Consider the following 22,885-nt stretch of genomic DNA (forward strand, 5'->3'; position numbering starts at 1 on the left):
GTTTTCATCCCGCCGGTAGTGGAGTAGGATTTCGCATATCATTATTGTGGCGTACCCATTTGCCGTTGGGCAGGGACAGGTCACCACCCACTCCAAGTGATGCCAGCCGACCAACAGGAGTGCGGTAGCTGGTGTGGTCAGCGATTTCCTGGAAACGCCTCAGAATAACTTGGGAAAGATATTCAATATGCTGTCGTGAATTCTCGGAAATCTGCAACGTTACTCCCCGCAAAAATGCCGACCCACAAGGATTGACCCCCAGATTAGATTGCCTCATCGCCAATGAGGTTTTGGGGTCCATACTCCATCTCCGCGTCTGCGCGACCATTAGTGCTCGCACAGTTTTTGTCTGTTCGCTTTGCTAACCGAAAGTGTCAAATGAAGCAATTCAAAACAGGGTTAAGTATTATTGTCGATCAACTGCGCTGCGAGGACCAGCTGCTAAACCAGTTGTATTTTCTACTATACCTTTCAGTTTGTTGCGCAATAACTGCGGACTTTGCAATGCGAGAATCCGCAATGAACGTTTTGAAGCACACAAACTATAAAGTTAGAACCAGCCACCCCAGCCATCAATTATAACTGGTCTGGCTTATATCGGGGACGGCCCGGAAACTGTCGGTTCGGGCTGCTGCCCAGAAGCGTGAATAAGGGGTGGCTTCGGGGGCGTCGATCAAGGCGTTTTTTTTCAGGAACGGGTAGATACCGTCAATGGAGCTGGATTTGACTGCATTTAGTCGTTCATGAAGATGATGTGGTCGGATTTGAGTAGGGCTGTCCAGTCCCATGGAGACGACAATATCGCGCAGAGCAGCGGAGGTCTGTTTCTGGAAACGGAACACGCGTTCTGCCTTGTCGGCGACGACCAGACCGCGCTGTCGTGACGCGCTTTGGGTTGTGATGCCGGTTGGGCATTTGTCTGTGTGGCATTGGAGCGATTGGACACAGCCCAATGCGAACATGAATCCGCGCGCTGCGTTGGACCAGTCAGCCCCTAGCGCAGCGTTCATCGCCAGGCTGGCCCCGCTAATTACTTTGCCCGATGCGGCAAGACGTATATCGCTGCGAAGTCCAGAACCGATAAGCGCATTATTGACCAGTATCAGACCTTCTCGCAGAGGCATTCCAACCCGGTCGGACAGCTCGACCGGCGCTGCGCCAGTGCCTCCTTCGCCGCCATCGACAACGATGAAATCAAGTATTATCCCTGTTTCAAGCATTGCTTTCATGATCGCAAAAATCTCATGCGGTTGGCCGACACACAATTTTATCCCGACGGGCTTGCCTCCGGATAATGTCCGAAGTTGCTGAACAAATTGGAGCAATTCTATCGGTGTGGTGAAGGCTGAATGGGCTGCCGGTGAGATGCAGTCCTTTCCGATTGGAATCCCGCGTGTTGCTGCAATTTCCGCGTTGACTTTTGCCCCGGGCAACATTCCGCCCTGACCGGGCTTGGCACCTTGGCTGAGCTTGATCTCGATCATTTTTATCTGGTCAAGAACGGCAGTTTTTGTGAATTTCTCTGGATCAAACCTGCCATCATCGCTGCGGCACCCAAAATAGCCGCTGCCGATTTCCCAAACTATATCGCCGCCGTGTTTTGCATGATAGGGGCTGAATCCACCTTCGCCCGTGTCATGATAAAACCCACCCTTAAGAGCGCCAAGATTGAGCGTTTCGATAGCTTTCGCACTGAGTGAGCCAAAGCTCATGGCCGAGATATTTAGGATAGCCGCAGAATAGGGCTTTGTGCATTGGGGGCCACCGACATCGACACGAAAATCCATTGGAGCGCGTTCGTTGGGGACGATCGAATGGCTGAGCCAGTCATATTCTTCGGAATAGACGTTGAGTTCCGTGCCAAACGGATGAGATGAAATATCGTCCTTTGCCCGTGCATAGGCCAGTGCGCGGTCATTATGATTGAACGGCCTGCCATCAAGATCGCTTTCAACAATATAGGAGCGCAGATATGGCCGTAAACTTTCAAAAAACCACCGAATTCGCGCGATAATAGGATAGTTGCGGCGCAGTGTATGTCTGGTCTGCAGCAAGTCCCAAGCTCCCACGAGCAGGAGTAGTATCACAGGTATCAACAGCCAAATGAGCCACGGGTTTGCCGGGAGTGCAAAACCAAGGAGCGTTGCAGCCATAACCAGTAATATAGGAACAACGAATCTCATTTTTTCAAGCCCCCTTATGACGCTCGTGGATCTGGCGAATATCAAGGTCGTCGAACGCAACAGAGCGGGTGCGTCCTGTCAATATGTTAACGCAGATAGCGCGGCAAATATAATGATCCTATCGATTTTCTGGTGGAGTTACACCGACGATGCGCAGCACCCTTTCAGATCCGCTACGGTCGGGCCAGGCAATTGTTTCACCGGCGACCATGCCGATCAGTCCTGCTCCCATCGGTGTGAGAATCGAAATGCGATCCTGTTCGATATCGGCATCTTTGGGGTAGACCAGTTCCAGCACGCGCTGGGCACCGCTACGTTCATCGACAAATTCAACCTTGCAGTTCATCGTCACTACATTGACAGGCATATCAGCTGCGGGATGGAGGTCTGCGCGGCCGAGCTCTTCATAAAGCAGTTCTGCTACCTTGGGATTCCGCGATTCCATTGCCATGGCCAGCGCTTCAATTTCGTCACTCTCCGTGTCGATCATATGGATGACGGGACGATCAGCGCCGGGGTTTTTATTTTTATGTTCCATGTTACGGGTTCTTTTCATGCTGTTGGAAAGCACTGCGGTACGCGTTGCTTTTCTCTCAATATCTATTGTGAAAATCCCGGACCTCGTTTGCCGAAGCCGATAGCGCAGGCCCGGGTCAGCTTCCTGCGGCGAGCTGTCCCGAAAGGTGGCGATATCGCCCGAGAGGAGTGGTCATAACCATGAAATTAACATGGTGCGGTCAAGAGTATAAGTCAAACGGTTCTTAATAGAGCGAATAACCACATGTTCGGCATAGTTAACGTGTCCGGGCAGGGTTTTGCTGACCACAACAGCTTATTATGATATACGTCTTGTTATGAAATAAGGAGATACGTCATGGTTAAACTAGTCCCTATCACTGGTCTCATTGCAATAGCGGCGGTTCTTTCCGCTTGTTCTGACAATAATCCACCTTCAGAAACCAATCAAAATATGGCAGAAAATACAGCTGACAGAACTGTTGCAGATACTTCGGGTCAGGGAGGCGCTCTTGGGTTGACCATGAAACAATTAGGCGATGCCGAAATTCTGAACGCAAGTGGTATCGAAATTGGGGAAGTTGAGCGTGTGATTACGGATAGTTCGGGCACAGTCACTCATTTGCTGGTTGAAATTGAGGATTCAGATCCAGACAGGTTTGTTGAGATTCCTCTGGAGGGACTTACCCCGAAACAAGTGGATGATGACTGGGAACTCGAATCCAATCTTACGAGAGAGGACCTATTGGCGCTTCCAGAGGTAAAATAATCGTTTGACGGTTAGTGGCGGCTGTTCAGAGTGACAGGTTCCCGCTGTGCGGTTCTTTGCCGGCGATAAATATCCCTGCAAAGATAAGTGCAATGCCAATGACATGGAAGGTAAACAGATTCTCGCCCAGGAACAGCATCGCGAGCCCGGCCCCCATGACGGGTAGGATATTCATGAATTGCCCTGTGGTAGCTGATCCGATCAGTTCGACGCCGCGGTTGAAGAAAAGATATGCGATGAACGAAGGAAAAATAGCGACATAGCCAATGGCTAGGTAGGTTTCGGTCGATGGGATTATAAGGCGGCCGCTTGCTATCTCCACTGCATAAAGTGGTGCGATGAAGATGACGCCGATTACAAGCGTCGCGGCGAGAAAGCTGAGAGGATGAATGTTCGGCCGTCGACGTAACAATACCGCGTAAACAGACCAAAGCAGCACCGCAAAGGCTATTATGCCGTCACCTTTATTCAGATTGAGGTTCAGCATAGCAGTGATATTTCCCTGGGAAATAATCGCAAGCACCCCCGCCAGCGATATGATGAGTCCCCATAATTGACGCGCGGACACGTGGTCCTTCATCAGAACCGCACCCATGATGAGAATTAGCGCAGGTTGTGCGGCTTGCAGAAGCAAGGAATTAAGGGCGGTCGTCGTTTGCAAGCCAGTGTAGAGGAGCGTGTTGAATGCTCCAATTCCCAATATTCCCAGCAATAGCATTATCCGCCAATTCGTTTTCAATACCGGCCAGTCGCGTCTGAGATGCGGCCATGCTAGCGGGAGCAAGAGCATAAGAGCCAGAAGCCAGCGCCAGAAAGCAAGCGAAATGGGCGGAACCAAATCCCGCACCGCTCGTCCTACAATGCTGTTGCCGGCCCAGAATAATGCCGTGAAGCATAGCAGAATGTAAGCGTTCGCCCACAGTGCAGCCGCGCCATTTTTCAGGCGAGAGGTCTTCTCAATGTCGCTCACGGAAGCTCGTTAAACTGCTCACCCGTATAGCGACCTGCGCCAAATCTGGCCGAGAGCCAATGACGTATTACGATAAAACGGCGCCGATAATGCGAGTTGCTGGGCATAGCTCCTACTATAAAACCTGTGACGATTAGCAAGCCCCCGATTATATCAGCTACGCCAAGTACTTCCCCGGCGAGCCAGCCAGCCAGGCCTCCAAAGACAGGCTCGGTTGCGTATATGAGGGAGGCCTTTGACGCATCCACCCGCGCCTGTCCCCAGCCCATAGCAAGCTGGATATAGGCCGTGGAAACACCGAAGCCTATAATGATCCAGAACAGGGTCGGGTTACTGATCTGCGGTGCAGGCTCACCTATCATTATGGAAAATATAGCAGCCACAAGCGCGGTAAATGCCAGGGTCGTCCACGCAAGTGATTTTGTGTTAACTCCCTTTGAAAACTCGCCAAGAACGATGATCTGCATTGCAACAAACCCGGCACTGGCCAGTGCAAATCCGTCTCCGGTGCTGAGATCAGCCGACGCGCTGGCAATTCCGGCCATCAGCCCGACGCCGCAAATGGCCAGCACAACGCCTGCCCAAATATTTCTTCCCGGTTTACGTTTGAACAAGACCCAATGGAGAACGGGTACCAATGGCACATAGAGCGCGGCAAGAAATACCACGCGTGCGCTGGGCTCGGTTTTCAGGGCATAGGCCACAAATACAGATCCAAAAGCACCGAAAAGACCAACAAAGAAGCCGCCAGCTAATTCGCGCCGCGTCAGCCGCAAGAGCGGTACGCGTAGCAACACTCCTAAGATTAAAGCCGCTGCCCCAAAGCGAAGTGCAACAAACGCAAACGGGCCGCTAAATTCCATGCCCATTTTCGTAACGAGGAAACTGACGCCCCATAAAGCTGCAGCGCTTAGCAAGGCCAATTGCGGCAGATAACTGCTGGCAGAACTATTTGTGCACGGCGGAACCATTACCGATCCAATTTTGCTAGATTATGGGTGAGTCAGGTAGCTTTTACAGAATCAGTAATAGCTTCACGTATCTATATACGGATTTGCTGTAGAAGGAGACATCGATTGTTTAGTCATGTGGCACATATCATGCCTTGGCAGAGCATAAAATTGACATTTGATGAGTGCTATAAATGACTATTAAGATGAGGAAAATGCAAGCAGGTCGAGATTAAAACACTCAATATATACAACTGAATATCAAAGAAATCTGCGCGAAACGTGGGTATGAGTGCACCAGATCTGATACCCAGAATTATATGAGTATCTCTCATCATCCAATAGCTATTCACTCCAACAAGCCCCTTACAATAACGGGCAAAGATAGCTATTAATCCATAAGCGCCGGACCAAATTTGGTTCAATGCATATAACTACCTAAGCCATGAATAATTAGGAATAAAATGAAACAAACGGCTATATTTGCGTTTGCACTGCTTTTGAGTCTTGCTGGTTGTGGTGGCTCTGAAAATCCGCCAGCGCCCCCGCCGGTGACGGTAGATACCTATGTGGTTAAATCTGCGGCAATTCCTAATATTGTAGAATTACCGGGGCGTGTCGAAGCCGTAAGGGTAGCTGAAGTCAGGGCGCGGGTGAACGGTATAGTCCAAAGCAGACTGTATCAGGAAGGAACAGATGTCAGGGAAGGGCAGCCGTTGTTCCGTATTGACCCAAGCGAGCTTCAAGCCAATCAGGCACAAGTGAAAGCGAGCCTTCAACGTGCGCGGGCGACCGCTGCCAATGCGACGGCAGTTGTAAACAGGTACAAACCGCTTGTTGCAGAGCAAGCTATCAGCCGTCAGGAATATGAGGCGGCAGTCGCGGCTTCAAGGGAGGCCACTGCAAGCGTGGCACAGATGAAGGCCCAGTTAGACGCGGCCGAATTACAGCTGGGATATACAACTGTACGTGCTCCGATCCGCGGACGCGCAAGGCGTGCTGAAGTCACTGAAGGCGCGCTGGTTAGTGCTGCCGAGGCGACTTTGATGACCCGTATCGAGCAGTTGAATCCGGTCTATGTCAGCTTTTCGCAATCATCGAGCGATGTGATGGCATTAAGGCGCGCGGTTTCAGAAGGCAGGATTGACCTAGATGAAGGTGAGAAGCCCAGAGTTAAACTGACCTTTGAAGATGGCTCGGAATATCCGATCGAAGGCTATGTCGATTTTCTCGATTTTTCCGTTGATGAGAATACAGGAACAATGAGTTTGCGAGCTGAATTCGCCAATCCGGGAAACAACCTGTTGCCCGGTGAGTTTGTGCGGGCCAGAGTCTATCTGGGCCAAATCAAAAACGGCATAATGGTTCCGCAACGGGCCGTCCAGCTGAGTGAAACCGGCGCAAGTGTCTTTATCATTGATTCAGAAGGAAAAGCGGCTGCCCGTCCTGTCGAGCTTGGCTCATTGGATGGCCAATATTGGATCATAAAGAGCGGGTTGAAAATTGGTGACAAGGTTATAACCAGCAACCTCCAGAAAATTAGGCCAGGCGCGCCCGTTAAAGCACTTACGAAAGAACAGCCTAGCAGCGCCGCAAAGCAAACCTCTTTAAAAAGTCAGAAGTAATTCATGTCCCGTTTTTTTATTGATCGGCCGATTTTTGCATGGGTCATTGCGCTTGGCATTCTTCTGGTAGGTTTGCTTGCTTTACGCAGTCTCCCGATTGAGCAATATCCTGATATTGCGCCTCCTTCGCTAACAATCTCTGTTACCTATCCAGGGGCGGATGCAGCGACTCTGGAGCAAAATGTAATCCAGATCATCGAGCAACAGCTAAACGGTGTTGAAGGCTTCCTATATATGTCATCGTCCAGCCAGTCGAATGGGACTGGTTCGATCACCCTCACTTTCGATGCGGGGACGGATATTGATATCGCTCAGACGAATGTTCAAAATCGTTTGAGTACAGTGGAAGCGCGTCTCCCCGAAGCTGTTCGGCAGCAAGGCGTTCAGGTCCGTCAAGCGATGACCGGTTTCCTTCAAATCATTGCTCTGAGATCGAAAAGCGGCAATTTGAATGAAACGGATCTCGGCAATATCGCATCAACCCAAGTATCTGATGAACTGCGCCGGGTGGAAGGGGTCGGTGATGTCACCCTATTCGGCTCGGAATATGCAATGCGGATATGGCTGGATCCGGAACGGCTGGCGTCTTTCAAACTGTCACCAGCAGCCGTCCTTGCCGCCATTCGGGAACAAAACAGCCAATCTGGCGGAGGCGCTCTTGGGGCGTTGCCAATGTTGGCTGATACTCAGATCAATGCGACAATCGTAACCCAAAATAAGTTCACCACCGTAGAAGAATTCGAGCAGATCATTCTGAGGGCGGACACTGGCGGTGCGACCATCCGGCTTAGCGATGTTGCAAGAGTTGAACTCGGCGCCAAGAGTTATGCGACCATGGCTACTCTGAATGGCAAGCCAATGGCCGGTATGGCTATCCAACTGGCAACGGGTGCGAATGCTCTGGCCACGGCTGAGGGCGTGAAGGAACGAATGGAGGAAATTGGCCTCGGACTTCCTGAAGATGTCGAGTGGGTTGTCCCCTATGACACAACTCCGTTTGTCCAATTGTCAGTGAAGCAGGTTGCCACGACCCTGATTGAAGCAATGGTGCTTGTCTTTCTGGTTATGTTTCTGTTTCTTCAAAGCTGGCGATCGACGCTAATTCCTACACTTGTCGTTCCTTTCGCTCTGGCAGGGGCGTGTCTTGGCTTATGGGTTTTCGGTTTCTCGATTAACGTGCTTTCGCTGTTCGCTATGGTTCTGGCTATCGGCATATTGGTGGATGACGCCATTATTGTCGTGGAAAATGTCGAACGGATCATGCGCGAAGAGGGATTATCCCCTGTCGAGGCATCACGCAAAGCAATGGACCAGATCTCGGGCGCTATAGTAGGTATCACGCTCGTACTAGTGGCTGTATTCCTGCCAATGGCCTTTTTCCCTGGATCAACGGGCGGTATTTACAGACAGTTCTCGGTAACGCTCGCAATCTCTATTTTATTCTCTGCACTTATGGCTTTGACACTTACCCCGGCCCTTTGCGCGACTCTGCTTAAACCGATCAAGAAGTCCGTTAGAACAGATGAATCTGTTCAAGAAGCGCAGGAACAAAATGACAGTGGTTCTAAGCTGGTTCGCATAACCGGCGGAATTAGTCGCGCCATTGAAAGATTCAATATCTGGTTTGCACAGATCACGGAAAATTATGGCCGTACAACCGATAATATATTGTCGCGGCCAATACGCGGTTTTGCTGTGTTTGTTTTATTGGTTGCGGTTGCGTTATTATTATTCTTGCGGTTGCCTACGGCTTTCCTGCCGACCGAAGATCAGGGTGTTCTGATTACGGCTATTCAATCTCCTCCGGGTGCGACCGTCGAGCGGACCGAAGAGGCTATCAAGCCCGTTTCGGACCACTGGATGAGCAAGGACGAAGTGAGCAATCTGGTCGTCATTCGCGGCTTCAGCTTTTTTGGACAGGGTCAGAGCAACGCGATGATGTTCGCCTCTCTGACACCTTGGGAAGAGCGTTCAGGCGAGGGAAGCGGAGCTTCCGCATTACTTATGGAAGCGATGGGAAAATTTTCACAAATCGATAAAGGCAATGTATTTGTCATTCAACCACCTGCAATTCCTTCACTAGGTACAGCCAGCGGGTTTACAATTAAATTGCAGGACCGCGTAGGTGTAGGTCGTGTCGCTCTTACTAATGCACGCAACCAGCTATTGGGTTTGATGGAGCAAAGCGAAATGCTTACAGGTGTTCGCCCGGAAGACGAGCAGGTAAGTCCGCAACTCAAAGTTGATATTGACCGGGTTCTGGCCCGTTCGCTGGGTCTGGCCATTTCGGATGTTAACTCTGCTTTGGCGATTAACTTCGGATCGGCTTTTGCCAATGAATTTGTTTATAATGGCCGCTCCCAGCAGGTCTATGTTCAGGCTGATGCGCGTTATCGGATGACACCGGAAGATGTTATGGATCTTCGTGTGCCCAATGATCGGGGTGAACTGGTTCCATTTAGTACATTTGCGAAAGTGGAATGGACCGCCGGCCCGCCGAGCTTGGGGCGCTATAATGGTTATCCGGCGATGACTATTTCAGGTGAAGCAGCAGAAGGGCAATCATCCGGCGCCGCTCTTGAAGAAGTTGAGCGACTTATCGAGCAATTGCCTGACGGTATCGGCTATGAGTGGACCGGACTAAGCTTTGAAGAAAAGCAGTCTTCGGGTCAGATTGGCCTTCTGTTAGGGCTGTCCGTGCTGGTAGTGTTTTTGCTGTTGGCGGCGCTATATGAAAGTTGGGCTGTCCCGCTTTCCGTATTGCTTATCGTACCGATAGGGGTACTCGGCGCAGTAGTTTTCTCTATGCTCAGAGGACTGCCTGCCGATGTCTATTTCAACGTCGGGATGATAACTATCATCGGTCTGGCCGCGAAGAACGCCATTCTGATCGTCGAATTCGCGATTGAGGAAGAAGAGTCAGGTAAATCGATTGTTGAAGCGGTTAGTCAGGCTGCACGGCTCCGTTTGCGGCCGATTATCATGACTTCTTTGGCCTTCATTCTGGCGATGGTGCCGCTCATCCTCGCTTCCGGCGCTGCAGCTAATAGCCGTATAGCGGTTGGTACTGGTGTCATGGGCGGAATGATAGCCGCCACTGGCTTGGGTATTTTCATCATACCTTTGCTTTATATGCTGGTCCGTCAGAAGCTCAGTCGGAAACCGCCAACGGCGGTAGGCGAGTTGGAAGAGGGAGAAACCCGGTGAAACGTTATATTGGGTTATTGATGGCGACCTCTGCGACACTTTCGGGATGTGTGAACATGGCACCGGATCACGTCCGGCCAGAGCTTTCAACCGCTGCAACTTTTGATTCTTCCTCTCGTCCCGATGGGACTGTGACTGCGGCTCAGTTGAGTTGGCGGGAATATTTTAATGATCCGCAGTTGAAAGCTTATCTGGCGGAGGCGATTGAAAACAATCGGGATCTTATGGCGGCAACGGCACGGATTGCGCAGGCACAGGCGCAATACCGGATACAGGATAGTCAGCGTCTGCCAAATATCATCGCGAGCGGTAATGTTTCGCGGAACCGTACGCCGATTAATGGAACGGATGGAGTCACAACGGCTAGTTCGGATCGCTATGATGTGGGGGTCGGCGTCAGCTCGTACGAGCTTGATTTCTGGGGCCGGGTAGCCAATTTGAGCGAGGCCGCGCGTGCCGAATATTTGGCAACTGTCGCGGCGCAGCGGGCCTTTTACCTCTCGCTGATTGCCGACGTCGCTTCGACATATCTTGAGCTGGAGGAAACGCAGGAACAAATCGAGCTGTCCCAAGCCACGGCGGAAACCCGGCGGGAAGGGTTGCGTATTGCAAAAGTCCGTCTTGATGCCGGTGTCACTTCGGCGCTTGATTATCAGCAGGCGCAGGTGCTGCTCACGCAGGCGGAGCAGGCGCTGGCCGGGCAAAAGCTGACATTGGCGCAAACACAAAACCGCCTGACCGTGCTTGTTGGCGGAGAGCTTCCAACCAATGTGCCCGAGAGTGAGTATACCGTCGGTGAGCAGATATTCCCTGGCCCACTGGATGCCGGTCTGCCATCGGACTTGCTGCTTTCCCGGCCCGATATCATAGCGGCGGAAGAGCGGCTGCGTGCGGCGCGTGCCAATATCGGCGCGGCGCGGGCAGCTTTCTTCCCGAGTATTTCACTTATCGGGTCCGCCGGATTTGCATCGGATGATCTGGACGGGCTGTTTAGCGGAGACAGCTTTACGTGGAACTTTGGGCCTTCGATCAATTTGCCCATATTCGATGCCGGAGCGCGCAGCGCCCAGTTGAAACTATCGAAAGCCCGTGAAGCCGAAGCTATCGCCAATTATGACAAAACCGTCCAAACCGCTTTTCGGGAAGTATCCGATGCGCTGGCGGGACGCCGCTGGATTGGTGAACAAGTGGAAACCGCCCGCCGTGAAGTCGAGGCTCAAGGGCGGATCGCCCGTATTGCGAACCTCCGTTACCGTGAAGGTGTTTCCAACTATCTTGAGGTTCTGGATGCCGAGCGGAACCTGTTTTCATCCCAACAGCGCTTGCTTCAGGTTCTGCGTCTCAGGGATCAAAATAACGTTTCGCTGTTCGTAGCACTGGGCGGTGGGTTTGAATGAGGCAGACATTAATGATTTAATATATGTTTAGCTTAATATAGACTGGGAAACATATTTCATTTTTGGCAGGATGAAAATGAACCGGGTCGCTTTGGGGAAGTGAGGGAAAGTATGTCTGATAGGGGTTCCCATTTACAAGACGTTCTTAACGCACCTGAAGGCCCGCATATTGCTGCATTGTTTGATTTTGATGGCACGATCATCGCTGGTTATTCTGCAACCGCGATGCTGTGGGAAAAAATCAAACGCGGCGAATTAAGCGCTGAAGAGCTTGTCGAAACCGCAAATGTGATGGCCCAATATAGCATGGGCAGCCTGGGTTTTTCCGGTTTGATGGAGGCCGCATCCAAATTCATGAAGGGCGTGACCGAAGATAGCTATTTCCAGTTCGGGGAAGAGCTTTATGAAAAACACATCGCGCGCAAAGTCTATCCTGAATCACGTGCTTTGATTGAGGCGCATATCGCAAAGGGTCACACGGTCGCGATTGTGTCTTCTGCGACGATATATCAAATTGAGCCAACGGCGCGTGATTTGAATATAGAGCATGTTCTATGCTCGCAATATGAAGTCAAGAACGGTGAATTTACCGGCAATATCATCCGGCCATTATGCTTTGGCGAAGGCAAGGTTATCGCGGCGGAGAAACTGGCGAAAAAGCACCAGCTTGATCTGGACAACAGCTATTTCTATTCGGACAGTGATGACGATATCGAACTGCTGGAACGAGTCGGAAATCCGCGCCCGTTAAATCCCAATGGCAAGTTAACGGAAATTGCAAAAGAGCGCGGATGGCCGCTGCAGAAATTTGACAGTCGTGGACAGGGCAAGCCGGTCGATTATCTAAGGACTATCTATGCGACCGGCTCGCTGGTCACATCTTTTGTGGCCGGCTTGCCAATCTGGGCGCTCACCGGATCGCAGCGGGAAGCAACGAACTTTTCGACCGGGTTGTTTGGCGATGTTGCTGCGGCTCTTGCAGGTGTGCGGCTGGATGTCAGCGGCGAGGAAAATCTGTGGGCGCAGCGACCGTGCATCTTTGTCTTTAACCACCAAAGCAAGGTTGACGTGATGATAATCGCGAAACTGGTGCGTAAAGATATTGGTGCGATTGCCAAAAAAGAGATCAGGGACATGCCGATTATCGGCAAAGTCATGGAGCTTGCCGGCACCGTATTTGTAGATCGGGCCAACGGCAGAAACGCGATCAAGATGATGGAGCCTCTGGTAGATGCGATCAAGATAGACGGTAAGTCAATCTGCATTGCGCCAGAGGGCACGCGAACATTATCCCCGAAAGTAGGACCGTTCAAGAAAGGCGCGTTCCATCTGGCCTTGCAGGCACGTGTCCCGATTGTCCCGATCGTAATTCATAATGCCGGGGATGTGGCCCCCAAGAATGAATTTGTGATGCGCCCTGCAACGGTCAAGGTAGAAGTGTTGCCCCCGGTGGATACCAGCGACTGGAAAAGATCAACACTTAACCAGCATGTTGCAGAAGTGCGGAATATGTTCTTGACCGCATTGGGGCAGGTTGAAGATGCAAAGCCGCAGGAAGTTCCAGTCAAAGCCCTCGCCGACAAAACAGTCGAACCGAAATCGGCCGCAAATACCAACAGCAGTCCAGCCGCAGCAAAAAAGCCGGAAGTTACAGCACCGGGAGCAAAGGCAGAAGTGCAGACATAACCCACGCTAATAAGTAGGAGCGATAATGAATGAAGCCACGGCAATAGCCAAAGAAGGTACCCTGATTACCGAGGGGCCAAAGCTATTTGTCATTGATGCACGTAATCGCGTTGAACGCCGTTATCTGCTCGACTGGCTTCATTCCTCTCTGGCAGAAAGGGGAACTGATACGCCAGTGAACTGGGTCAGCCTTCCCATTTCTGATGAACGAGCCCGATTACGGCTAAAAGATCTGGCGAAGAAACTGGACGATGATCCGGATGTTCTTGTCATCCCGGTTCGTATTGCATGGCGGATCCCCGATTTCGAGGAGAGTAGGGCTATGAAAATGCGCCACGCCCTGCTTGGTGACCCGCGCACCCCCGGCAGCTTTCGTGCACGCACGATATTATTACGTGATAAGCGCCGCGCACAATGTCTTACCGGAAGTCCTGCAACCATTGGTGAATTGCGGGAGCGTTTCAACCGCCAGAACGGACATTCCACGCAGGAGGATAATGCGAACGAATTTGCCGGCTTTGTCGTTCGTCAGGCCAGTCTGGTGCTCGACATAGAAGAACGGGGACTTCGCGGACGGCGCTATAAAGTACCACGTTTTGTGGCTGATAGCCTGCGGGCAAGCCCGAAATTCCGCTCCGATATAACGAAATTGGCAGGGGATCTGGATAAGCCGGAAAAAGCGCTTTACGAAGAAGCGGGCAGATATATGAAGGAACTGGTTTCCCGGCCCAGTGCCTTGTTCATCGATATCAAGGCGCGTCTGGATCGCTTCATGCTGTCACAGGGCTATGAAAATGAAGTGGTGTTCGACAAGGATGAGCTCCCCCGTCTGCGCCAAACCATGCGCGACCACCCGACAATATTCTTGTTCACCCACAAAACCTATATTGATGGCGTAACTCCTACCGACCTTGCGTACCAGAATGACCTGCCGATGCTGCATGTTTTTGGCGGCATCAATCTGGACTTTTTCGGACTGGGATTTGTTCTGCGCCGCGCGGGCACGATTTTCATTCGACGTAGCTTTGAAGGCAAGCCGGTCTATAAGCTCGTTCTGCGCCATTATGTCAGCTATTTGCTGGAAAAACGCTTTCCTATGACATGGGCATTTGAAGGCACCCGGTCACGGCTTGGCAAGTTGATGCCGCCGCGGTACGGGTTGCTGAAATATGTTCTGGATAGCGCCAATGTAAACGATATCCAGAATGTTCATATCATTCCTGTCGTGACCAGTTTTGACCTTATCCGCGATGTAGAGGAATATACCAGAGAACAGACAGGCCGGGTGAAAAAGCCAGAATCGTTCACTTGGTTTATCGGCTATTTGCGTAGTTTGCGTGAACCGATGGGCAAGGTTTATGTTGATTTTGGCAAACCGGTTGTAGTCAAGAACGCGCCCCAGCCCAGTGACCGTATCGGCATGTCTAAAATTGCCTTTGAAGTGGCGGTGGAGGCAAATCGCGCAACCCCGCTGACCCTGACTTCGCTCATGTGCCTGAGTCTGCTTGGCATTGCACCGCGCGGGATGAGGGCCGATGAACTGTTGGCGGTCATCAATGTTCTTGTCGACTGGGCATCAGAACGGAACATCCGGCTAAGCGATGATCTCACCCAGCGAAATAGTCTGGAAGGGATCCAGAATGTTATCGATACGCTGGTCAATAACGGCCTGTTCATGCGCTATGACGAGGGGTCAAGAACCGTTTACGCGATACAGCCGGAAAAACATCCGCTGGCCAGCTATTACCGCAATTCGATCATCCACCATTTTCTCGACAAGGCGATTATTGAGCTTTCTTTGTTCAAGGCATGCGAGGATCCGAGCAAGGTTGCGGCAGATGTATTCTGGGCAGAAACGGACCGGTTGCGGGATCTGTTCAAATTTGAATTTTTCTATCCACCCAAGGAGGAATATCGCGAAAACCTGAAAGCGGAACTGACCCGCACTTGCCCTGATTGGGAAATGAAGCTGGATAAGGGCGGGATATTACTCAAAAGTCTGACCAACCGCTTCCAGCCCCTTGTCGGACATGCCGTGTTCTTGCCCTTTGTGGAGGCTTATACCGTTGTGCTGCATATATTGTCGCGGGTTCAGCCGGGGCAATCTATCGACAAGAAAAGCTGTGTGGAACAAGCGTTGAAAGAAGGGCGTCAGGCGTATCTGCTGCGGCTGATTACCAGCGAGGCTTCCATTGGGAAAATCCTGTTTGAAAATGGCTTTAAAATGGCGGCCAGCCAGGGATTGACCAGAGAGACAACAGAAGAAACTATTGCGGCGCGCCAGGCTTTGCTTCGCAAATTCCGGGCATTGTCGCGGCGAATGGAAAAATCACGGCTTGAAGTATTGGGCCTTGCCGACAAGATTTTCGAGTAAAGCCATGCGTAACAAAGGAACATCATATGCTGCAACAGCTTAGCGCCCAGGACGCCCAGTTCCTCTATATCCAGACGCCGGAAAACCTGACGCATATCATGGCGATCTATGTCTATGACCCTTCTACCACAGGCGGGAAGACGGTGCGGTTCAAGGATATTATCGAACATATGAGGGGCCGGTTGCACATCTCTCCGGTTTTCAAGCGCAGGCTCTATCGTTTGCCATTTGACCTCGATCATCCTTATTGGGTGGAGGATGAGCATTTTGATATAGAAGCCCATATCTCGCACAGCAGATTGCCGGAGCCGGGCGATTGGCGGCAATTCTGTATCCATGTCGCACGGCATTTCAGCAAACCCATGGATATGAACCGGCCGCTTTGGGACATGTATGTGGTTGAAGGGCTCGACCGGATCAAGGGCTATGGCAAGGGCAGCTACGCCATTTTGACACGGGTCCATCATGCTGCAATCGACGGCACGGCGGCGACCTATTTTTTCACGGCGCTCAGCGATATGGATACCAAGGGCACACCGATGATCGATGTGCCGGCGTCCGACTGGGATTATGGCGACATGCCGACCCCTTCGGACGTGATGAACCGCGCCCTTACAAGCAATCTTACCTCACCGGTGAAATTGGCCAACGCGCTGTTGAAACTGACCCCGACCTTGATGGATGCGGCGCGCAATAATATGTCGGGCGAGAGTGAAAGCGACAGTTTGGCCATTCCCGAAACCCGTTTCAATGGCGCTGTCTCTCCGCATAAAATGTTCGATGCCGTTACTTTCGATCTGGAAGAGCTCAAGGCGATACGAACAAAGGTCGAAGGTGCGACGATTAACGATGTCGTGCTGGCCATTTGCGGCGGTGCGCTGCGTAAATATTTGATGAAGCATAAAGAGCTGCCGAAGGAAAATTTGGTCGCCGTTGCTCCGGTAAATGCGCGGAAAAGGGATAGCGAGAATAACGATTCAGGCAATAAAATAACAGCTATGAGCGTCAAGCTGTGGACCAATATTGCGGGGCCATTGGAACGATTGGAAGCTATACGCAATACAACGCGGCAGACCAAGGCGGCCAAATCCGGCCTGAGCGCGCGGATCATGACGGACCTGACCCAGCATATTCCCGGCGCAACCATGGCCGGAGCGGCCAAAATCCTTACCAGCGAACGGTTCGCGCCCAAGATGAGCAATGTGTTCATTTCCAACATTCCTGGGCCGCAGGCGCCGATGTATATGAACGGCGCAAAGCTGATCCACCAATTTGCCATGGCTCCGCTGAGCAATGGAATGGGGCTGTTTATTGCCACGCCGAGCTATAACGGCACGATGTCCTTTGCGGTCACGACGGACAGAAAAATCATGCCCGACATTGTGTTTTTTTGCGACTGCATCCAAAAGGCGTTTGAAGAATTGCGGGACTCAAAAGTGAAAACAGTAACCGCAGCGGCTGAAAGACCTGCGAAGAAATCGGTCAAAAAACCTGTAAATAGGCCAGTAATCAAGCGATCGAGTAAAGAGTAGCAAAATGATCCTGAACACCAGTTTGAAGATGGAAAAGGCGATGGCTCAGGCGGAAAACTATTCCGACTGGTCGGACGCAGCCGCAGCTCATGACCGTGCGAGCGGCGTTGATAAGTGGAAAAAGTCCGACGAAAGCAAGCATTTCGACTATGTTTCCATTCGCAGCCGCCTGACGCGCTTGTTAAAACTTTCGAAGGCTCAGGATAATGCGGGTCTGCTTTATGCACTGAACGAGGGGATACACGGGAATATGGATGGTATGGGCAACGACCGCCTGTACCAGAAAGCCAAATTCGGTACCAAGCAACTGATTCAGGATTATGTCGATGTAATCGTCAATTCGCTGGAATATCTGGCGAGTGACAAGGTTGACGACATCTCTTTTGAGGAAAAGCTGGATTTCTTTCGCCGGGCGCAACATTGTTATGGCCGGTCGGCATTTTTGATGAGCGGTTCCGGCGCGTTTCTGTATTTTCATATGGGCGTCGTAAAGGCCTTGTGGCAGGAGGGTTTGCTGCCGCATATCATGTCGGGGTCCAGCGGTGGCTCGGTCGTGGGCGCCCTGATCAGCACGCATGTCGATAACGATGTTCCGTCATTTTTCGATCCCGAAAACCTGGTGGACGAGCATGCAGAAGAAATTGTGGCATCGACCGGCATTGGCTTTTTCGGTAACGCAAAGCGGCTGACAACCGATGAAATTCGCAGCCGTATCAGCAACATGATCCCCGACCTTACGTTTCAGGAAGCCTATGAACTGACGGGTCGCCATCTGAATGTTTCTGTGGCACCGGCTGAAAAGCATCAGACCTCACGTCTGTTAAACGCGATCGCATCGCCCAATGTCTTTATTCGTGAAGCGGTTATGGCCTCCTGCGCCGTGCCCGGTGTTTTCCCGCCCGTCACGTTGGCAGCCAAGGATCATGAAGGCACGCGCAAGCCTTATCTGTCCAACCGCAAATGGGTTGATGGTTCGGTTACACATGATCTGCCTGCAAAGCGGCTTGCCCGGCTTTATGGCGTCAATCACCATATTGTCAGTCAGGCTAATCCGCTGGTCACGCCCTTTGCGATCGAAGTTAAACAGCAAAGGAACCCGATTTCCTCAATCAGAAATGCAACAACATCGACCATGAAAGCATGGCTCAACGCCAATGTAGAAATCATGCACAAGCCGTTATCTTATTTTCCGCGGCTTAACAGTCTCGCCAATTTGACATTGTCCGTAATCAATCAGGATTATACCGGTGACATCAATATCATCCGCCCCACAATGTTCTGGAGCCCGTCGAAAATACTTAGCGATTTGAAGGTGGACGAAATTGCGGAGCTGATACAATTGGGCGAGCGAACGACATGGCCAAAGATTGAAATGGTACGCACGCAAACGAAAATCAGCCAGACGCTGGAGCGTATATTGTTCAACTATGAAACTGAACTGGCGCACGATCACGTTGCGCTTATGAAGCAGCAAATCGCGTGAAGCATCAGGAAGGAGCCTTGAAACTGGTGGCTCCTTCTGCCGGGGGAGGGGCGGCACTTTATTTTCAGAGCTGGAGCCCGCAAGATAGTCCCAAAGCGATCATGATCCTGGTCCATGGCTATGATGAGCATAGCGGTCGTTATGGTTATTTTGCAGAACATTGCGTCAAGTACGGAATGGCTGTCTATGCGCTTGATCATTGGGGGCACGGCAAATCTGAAGGAAAAAGTGGCTATGTTCCGGCTTTTTCGGTTTATCATGACGGTCTGGATGCGCTGATCGATGAAATACCGTCTGAACAAAGGGCATTGCCGTTCATATTGGTCGGGCATAGTCTTGGCGGGTTGATCGCGGCTACATATTTGCTGGAAAACCAGCAGCGCTTTGCCGCAGCGGTGCTTTCTGGACCGGCGATTAAAACGACTGAAGAGCCATCGTCTTTCATGAAAGGATTAAGCAATATACTGTCCAAAGTCGCACCCGCAATGGGTGTCCTGGCATTAGATGCGAAGGGTGTCAGCCGTGATCCGGAAGTGGTCGCGGATTATCTTGCCGACCCGCTTGTCTCCGGAAGCAAAATAAGCGCTCGGCTGGCTGCCGAGATGATGGCCAATATGGAATTGGTGCAAAGGGATGCGGCAAAAATTACCCTGCCAATATTATTGCTCCACGGGGAAAAAGACAGCCTGACCGCCCCCGAAGGATCGGTGTTGCTTTACGAGCGAATTGGCTCGCATGAAAAGATGCTGAAAATCTATCCCGGTCTTTTTCACGAGATTTTTAACGAACCGGAAAAAGACATAGTTTTGGCGGATATGACCGATTGGATAACACGCATAATAAAATGACAACGATATATGCGAAGGGGGAGGAAGTTTCGCGATGACAATCATGCTTTATATTCTTTACATAATAGCGGCCCTGATATTGGCCGTATTGATTGCCTATTTTGTCTTTCCAAAGACATTATACGGATGGATGAAATCGCTGATCCGTTCGCGCGGCGGAATGCGGCAAAAATCCATCAAGGTTGGCGATGATGTCTGGGCTTATCTTGAAGGGGGCAGTGATAACGGCGTGCCGGTGGTCCTGCTACACGGATTTGGCGGCGATAAGGATAACTGGTCAATCTATGCGCCGAACATCACGAAGCATCATCGGTTGATAGCACCTGACCTGCCGGGATTTGGGGAGAATGACAGATCATTTGACCGCGATTACGACATTCATACGCAAAGCCGCCGAGTGAAGGCATTTATTGATGCCATGGGCATTTCCAAATGCCATATCGGCGGCAATAGCATGGGTGGTTTTATAGCTTTGCAATTTGCGATGGACTATCCGGAAACAACGGCTTCATTGACCTTGTTCAATAATGCAGGTGTCGTCGGGGCAGATAAAAGCGAATTGCAGATCGCGGCAGAAAAAGGCGAAAATGCTCTTGCCTTGGCCGATGTGTCGGATGTTGACCGGCTCATGGCCTTTGTGTCCCATAAACCTGTGCGGTTACCAAAAAATTTCAGGAAGCTGTTTTTCGCAGAAGCCGATGCGCATCGGGAGGTTCTCGACAAGATATTCTGGCAAATCGTCGGCGCGGCTATTGATAAACCGCTGAATGACCATCTTGATAAAGTAGCGGTGCCCACTCTGATAATCTGGGGGCGGCATGATAGGTTAATTGATGTGAGCTGTGCCGATGTGTTGAATAAGGGGGTCAGGGATAGCGAACTGGTCATCTTTGAAGAGACCGGTCATGTGCCGATGATCGAAAAGCCCAAGGAAGTTTCCGCTGTGCACATGGCTTTTCTTGCAAAACATTAAATCTGTGGATTACACGTTCAAACTGTCCGGTATAGCTAGTCGGCTTATACTTGGGCGTAATCACCGGGATGTAAGCAAAAATATCGCCATTCGCAAAACGGGGGAAGTCTATGAAGTTGAGGGTCGGAATCTTGGGCGGTGGTTCATGGGGAACTACGGTGGCCTCTTTGGTGTCACGCAACGCGCCTGTAAAGATTTGGGCGAGGAATAGCGAAACCGTTCGTGACATTAATGAAAATCGCCGCAACAGCAAATATCTGCCCGACGCGATCCTTCCGGAAGCCGTATATGCCACCAATGACATAGGCGAGGTCGTTACCGACGCCGATGTGTTGGTTATGGCGATACCGTCGAATAATTTTCGTGCTGTATTGGAAGATGCAAAGCCATTTTCGCGGCCATGGATTCCGATTATCAGCCTTACCAAAGGGCTGGAATTGTCCTCTGGCAAACGGATGACGCAGATTATCGAAGATGTATTTCCGGGGCACCCGGTCGGTGTCCTGACCGGTCCTAATTTGGCGCGGGAAATCATGGCGGGGCAGGCGGCCGCCAGCGTGATCTCGATGGAAGACGAGATTATTGTCAAACAGTTGCAGAAGCTATTCCATTCAGGATTATTCCGCGTTTACACCAATACCGACCTGCTGAGCTGTGAACTTGGCGGGGTGTTAAAGAATATTATCGCGATTGCCGTTGGCATGGGGGACGGATTGGGGGCAGGGGACAATACCCGCTCCGCGCTGATTACACGCGGGCTTGCCGAAATTACCCGCCTGGGTGTGGCAATGGGCGGCCGGCCCGAAACTTTTGCCGGTCTTACCGGAATGGGCGACATGATAGCGACCTGCACAAGCCCGTTGAGCCGAAACCGTCATGTTGGCGTCGAGCTGGGGAAGGGGCGCAATATCGATGAAATCATCGAAGAAATGCTGATGGTGGCAGAAGGTGTGAAAAGCGCACCGACGGTGATGGCCTTGGCCAAAAAATATAATGTCGCCATGCCGATTGCTCAGGATGTTTACGATGTTACGAGAGGCAAAAGGGCAGCCGTAAGCGTTTATCGCGGTTTGATCCGAGGCTCGGCTGGCTCTGAAGCGGAGGCCGGATAAGCAGTAACGCATGAAACGAAATGTTGAGCAACAGCTTGCCTATTACAGAAGAATGTCCGGAAATGACAAATCCATATTTTCTATAAATGCGAGGTGAAGTTGTATTTTTCCATTTCCAAGGCACCCTGTTAACCATTGTAATCCGCTAATATTAGCCGTTTTTAGATAGTTGTTAAGTGTAATAGTTAATATTTTGGCTTTTACTTGCTTCTTTTTGGGGCGTCTCATAAAAATGTCTTCCAAGCACTTCATATTGGGTTACGTAAAATTGTCGGCGCAATTCGATTATGTGAGGAGTTTTTATGGATTTGAGAAGCCAAGCCGTGAACGATATGGAAGCCGATCTGATCGTTGATGGGAACGATACGCTGATCGAGCCCCAGCACGGTTCTGGCCGGGATATACTGACCCAAAAATTCAATGAAATCGACTTGCGGTTTGATAAATCAGACCAGATTTTCTGGTGCTATATGAACCAGAAGTCCCGTCCCAGCTATACCTATGAATTGGGCAGTGAAATTCAGATGGTGCAGGATTGGGTTCAAGCTAATTACGCCACTGATGCGCAGAACGTGGCCGATCCCATGCGCTATTTTGTCTGTGCTTCCCATACGCCCGGTATTTATAATCTTGGCGGTGATTTGATACATTTTGCCGATTGTATCAGGCGGCGTGACCTGACTGCCTTGAAGAAATACGCGCGAACCTGTGTTCATATGCAATATGCCAACAGCACGGGCTTTGGCGCTCCGATCATTACCATGGCTCTGGTTCAGGGTGATGCTCTGGGGGGCGGTTTTGAACATGCTCTGGCTTTTGATATTCTGGCGGCGGAAAAAAGTGCGCGACTGGGGCTACCGGAAATATTGTTCAACCTTTTCCCCGGAATGGGCGCCTATAGCTATCTCAGGCAGCGTTTGAGCCGCCGTGAAACCGAACAATTCATATTGGAAGGGAAACTATTCTCCGCCGAAGAACTTTATGACATGGGCGTCGTCGACATTCTGGCGGAGGATGGCAAAGGCGAAGAGGCGGTTGTCGAATATACCAGGCAGAACCGGAAACGTTTCCACGCGGAACGCGCGGTTTATAAGGCAAGGCGAATGGCTAATCCGGTCACGCTTGATGAGTTGCTTGAAATTACTGAACTGTGGGCGGAAACAGCGCTCTACCTTGAAGAAGCGGATGTTCGCAAAATGGAGCGTTTGGCCACGGCTCAGGAGCGGCGGATTACGCGGTCACTTCAGGTCATATGATTTG

16 protein-coding genes are annotated in these 22,885 nt (G+C 51.1%); 12 read left to right on the top strand and 4 right to left on the bottom strand.

Translation table 11 applies throughout. The features are described from left to right. Positions 1-572 precede the first annotated feature (572 nt). Positions 573-2,183 (bottom strand): FMN-binding glutamate synthase family protein, encoded by a 1,611-nt coding sequence (locus VIN76_RS15505; RefSeq protein ID WP_332042776.1) that lies wholly within the window; start codon positions 2,181-2,183, stop codon positions 573-575. Between the two features lie 118 nt (positions 2,184-2,301). Next, on the bottom strand, positions 2,302-2,721 hold the full coding sequence (gene rnk, locus VIN76_RS15510) for a nucleoside diphosphate kinase regulator (RefSeq protein ID WP_332042777.1): 420 nt from the start codon (positions 2,719-2,721) through the stop codon (positions 2,302-2,304). A gap of 336 nt (positions 2,722-3,057) precedes the next feature. Between rnk and VIN76_RS15515 the strand changes: the two genes are divergently transcribed. Beyond that, a complete protein-coding gene (locus VIN76_RS15515) occupies positions 3,058-3,468 on the top strand; it encodes a hypothetical protein (protein WP_332042778.1) in 411 nt (136 codons plus the stop codon). Between the two features lie 25 nt (positions 3,469-3,493). Here the strand turns inward: VIN76_RS15515 and VIN76_RS15520 are convergent, their stop codons facing one another. Both VIN76_RS15520 and VIN76_RS15525 read right to left on the bottom strand, forming a co-directional pair. After that, positions 3,494-4,438, bottom strand: coding sequence for a DMT family transporter (locus tag VIN76_RS15520; RefSeq protein ID WP_332042779.1), 945 nt, complete (start codon positions 4,436-4,438; stop codon positions 3,494-3,496). After that, entirely contained in the window at positions 4,435-5,409 is a 975-nt protein-coding gene (locus VIN76_RS15525) for a DMT family transporter (protein WP_332042780.1), read from the bottom strand. The genes VIN76_RS15520 and VIN76_RS15525 overlap by 4 nt, the downstream gene beginning before the upstream one ends. A gap of 443 nt (positions 5,410-5,852) precedes the next feature. On the opposite strand from VIN76_RS15525, the gene VIN76_RS15530 reads away from it, so the two are divergent. From VIN76_RS15530 to VIN76_RS15580, 11 genes are all read left to right on the top strand, one after another. Further along, positions 5,853-7,013, top strand: a complete 1,161-nt coding sequence (locus VIN76_RS15530; RefSeq protein ID WP_332042781.1) for an efflux RND transporter periplasmic adaptor subunit — start codon at positions 5,853-5,855, stop codon at positions 7,011-7,013. Positions 7,014-7,016: 3 nt separating this feature from the next. Continuing rightward, positions 7,017-10,220, top strand: coding sequence for a multidrug efflux RND transporter permease subunit (locus VIN76_RS15535; protein WP_332042782.1), 3,204 nt, complete (start codon positions 7,017-7,019; stop codon positions 10,218-10,220). Beyond that, entirely contained in the window at positions 10,217-11,617 is a 1,401-nt protein-coding gene (locus VIN76_RS15540) for an efflux transporter outer membrane subunit (protein ID WP_332042783.1), read from the top strand. Before VIN76_RS15535 ends, VIN76_RS15540 begins: the two co-directional genes overlap by 4 nt. 111 nt (positions 11,618-11,728) lie before the next feature. Continuing rightward, the gene (locus tag VIN76_RS15545; protein WP_332042784.1) at positions 11,729-13,303 is read left to right on the top strand and encodes an HAD-IB family hydrolase; all 1,575 of its coding nucleotides are present in this window, start codon (positions 11,729-11,731) and stop codon (positions 13,301-13,303) included. A gap of 25 nt (positions 13,304-13,328) precedes the next feature. Next, positions 13,329-15,677: a glycerol-3-phosphate 1-O-acyltransferase gene (locus tag VIN76_RS15550; protein WP_332042785.1), complete on the top strand. Its 2,349-nt coding sequence runs from the start codon at positions 13,329-13,331 to the stop codon at positions 15,675-15,677. Positions 15,678-15,703: 26 nt separating this feature from the next. Further along, positions 15,704-17,209: a wax ester/triacylglycerol synthase family O-acyltransferase gene (locus tag VIN76_RS15555; RefSeq protein WP_332042786.1), complete on the top strand. Its 1,506-nt coding sequence runs from the start codon at positions 15,704-15,706 to the stop codon at positions 17,207-17,209. 4 nt (positions 17,210-17,213) lie between these two features. Continuing rightward, complete coding sequence (locus VIN76_RS15560; RefSeq protein ID WP_332042787.1) at positions 17,214-18,692, top strand: DUF3336 domain-containing protein; 1,479 nt, start codon at positions 17,214-17,216, stop codon at positions 18,690-18,692. Then, positions 18,689-19,540 carry a lysophospholipase gene (locus VIN76_RS15565; RefSeq protein ID WP_332042788.1) on the top strand — a complete coding sequence of 284 codons (852 nt, stop codon included), beginning with the start codon at positions 18,689-18,691 and terminating at the stop codon, positions 19,538-19,540. The genes VIN76_RS15560 and VIN76_RS15565 overlap by 4 nt, the downstream gene beginning before the upstream one ends. Before the next feature lie 34 nt (positions 19,541-19,574). Further along, positions 19,575-20,513, top strand: a complete 939-nt coding sequence (locus VIN76_RS15570; protein ID WP_332042789.1) for an alpha/beta fold hydrolase — start codon at positions 19,575-19,577, stop codon at positions 20,511-20,513. Between the two features lie 110 nt (positions 20,514-20,623). Beyond that, positions 20,624-21,625, top strand: a complete 1,002-nt coding sequence (locus VIN76_RS15575) for an NAD(P)H-dependent glycerol-3-phosphate dehydrogenase (protein ID WP_332042790.1) — start codon at positions 20,624-20,626, stop codon at positions 21,623-21,625. A 302-nt stretch (positions 21,626-21,927) separates the two neighbouring features. Then, a complete protein-coding gene (locus VIN76_RS15580; RefSeq protein WP_332042791.1) occupies positions 21,928-22,881 on the top strand; it encodes a crotonase/enoyl-CoA hydratase family protein in 954 nt (317 codons plus the stop codon). Positions 22,882-22,885 lie beyond the last annotated feature (4 nt).

The sequence above is a fragment of the Parasphingorhabdus sp. genome (assembly GCF_036568145.1).
Classification (GTDB): domain Bacteria; phylum Pseudomonadota; class Alphaproteobacteria; order Sphingomonadales; family Sphingomonadaceae; genus Parasphingorhabdus.

What these genes read in the sequence shown, in the direction of transcription:
- VIN76_RS15535 (WP_332042782.1), top strand. Translation starts at nt 7,017, where the DNA reads ATGTCCCGTTTTTTTATTGATCGGCCGATTTTTGCATGGGTCATTGCG.
- VIN76_RS15550 (WP_332042785.1), top strand. Translation starts at nt 13,329, where the DNA reads ATGAATGAAGCCACGGCAATAGCCAAAGAAGGTACCCTGATTACCGAG.
- VIN76_RS15545 (WP_332042784.1), top strand. Translation starts at nt 11,729, where the DNA reads ATGTCTGATAGGGGTTCCCATTTACAAGACGTTCTTAACGCACCTGAA.
- rnk (WP_332042777.1), bottom strand. Translation starts at nt 2,721, where the DNA reads ATGGAACATAAAAATAAAAACCCCGGCGCTGATCGTCCCGTCATCCAT.
- VIN76_RS15530 (WP_332042781.1), top strand. Translation starts at nt 5,853, where the DNA reads ATGAAACAAACGGCTATATTTGCGTTTGCACTGCTTTTGAGTCTTGCT.
- VIN76_RS15570 (WP_332042789.1), top strand. Translation starts at nt 19,575, where the DNA reads ATGACAATCATGCTTTATATTCTTTACATAATAGCGGCCCTGATATTG.
- VIN76_RS15575 (WP_332042790.1), top strand. Translation starts at nt 20,624, where the DNA reads ATGAAGTTGAGGGTCGGAATCTTGGGCGGTGGTTCATGGGGAACTACG.
- VIN76_RS15525 (WP_332042780.1), bottom strand. Translation starts at nt 5,409, where the DNA reads ATGGTTCCGCCGTGCACAAATAGTTCTGCCAGCAGTTATCTGCCGCAA.
- VIN76_RS15505 (WP_332042776.1), bottom strand. Translation starts at nt 2,183, where the DNA reads ATGAGATTCGTTGTTCCTATATTACTGGTTATGGCTGCAACGCTCCTT.
- VIN76_RS15515 (WP_332042778.1), top strand. Translation starts at nt 3,058, where the DNA reads ATGGTTAAACTAGTCCCTATCACTGGTCTCATTGCAATAGCGGCGGTT.
- VIN76_RS15580 (WP_332042791.1), top strand. Translation starts at nt 21,928, where the DNA reads ATGGATTTGAGAAGCCAAGCCGTGAACGATATGGAAGCCGATCTGATC.
- VIN76_RS15560 (WP_332042787.1), top strand. Translation starts at nt 17,214, where the DNA reads ATGATCCTGAACACCAGTTTGAAGATGGAAAAGGCGATGGCTCAGGCG.
- VIN76_RS15555 (WP_332042786.1), top strand. Translation starts at nt 15,704, where the DNA reads ATGCTGCAACAGCTTAGCGCCCAGGACGCCCAGTTCCTCTATATCCAG.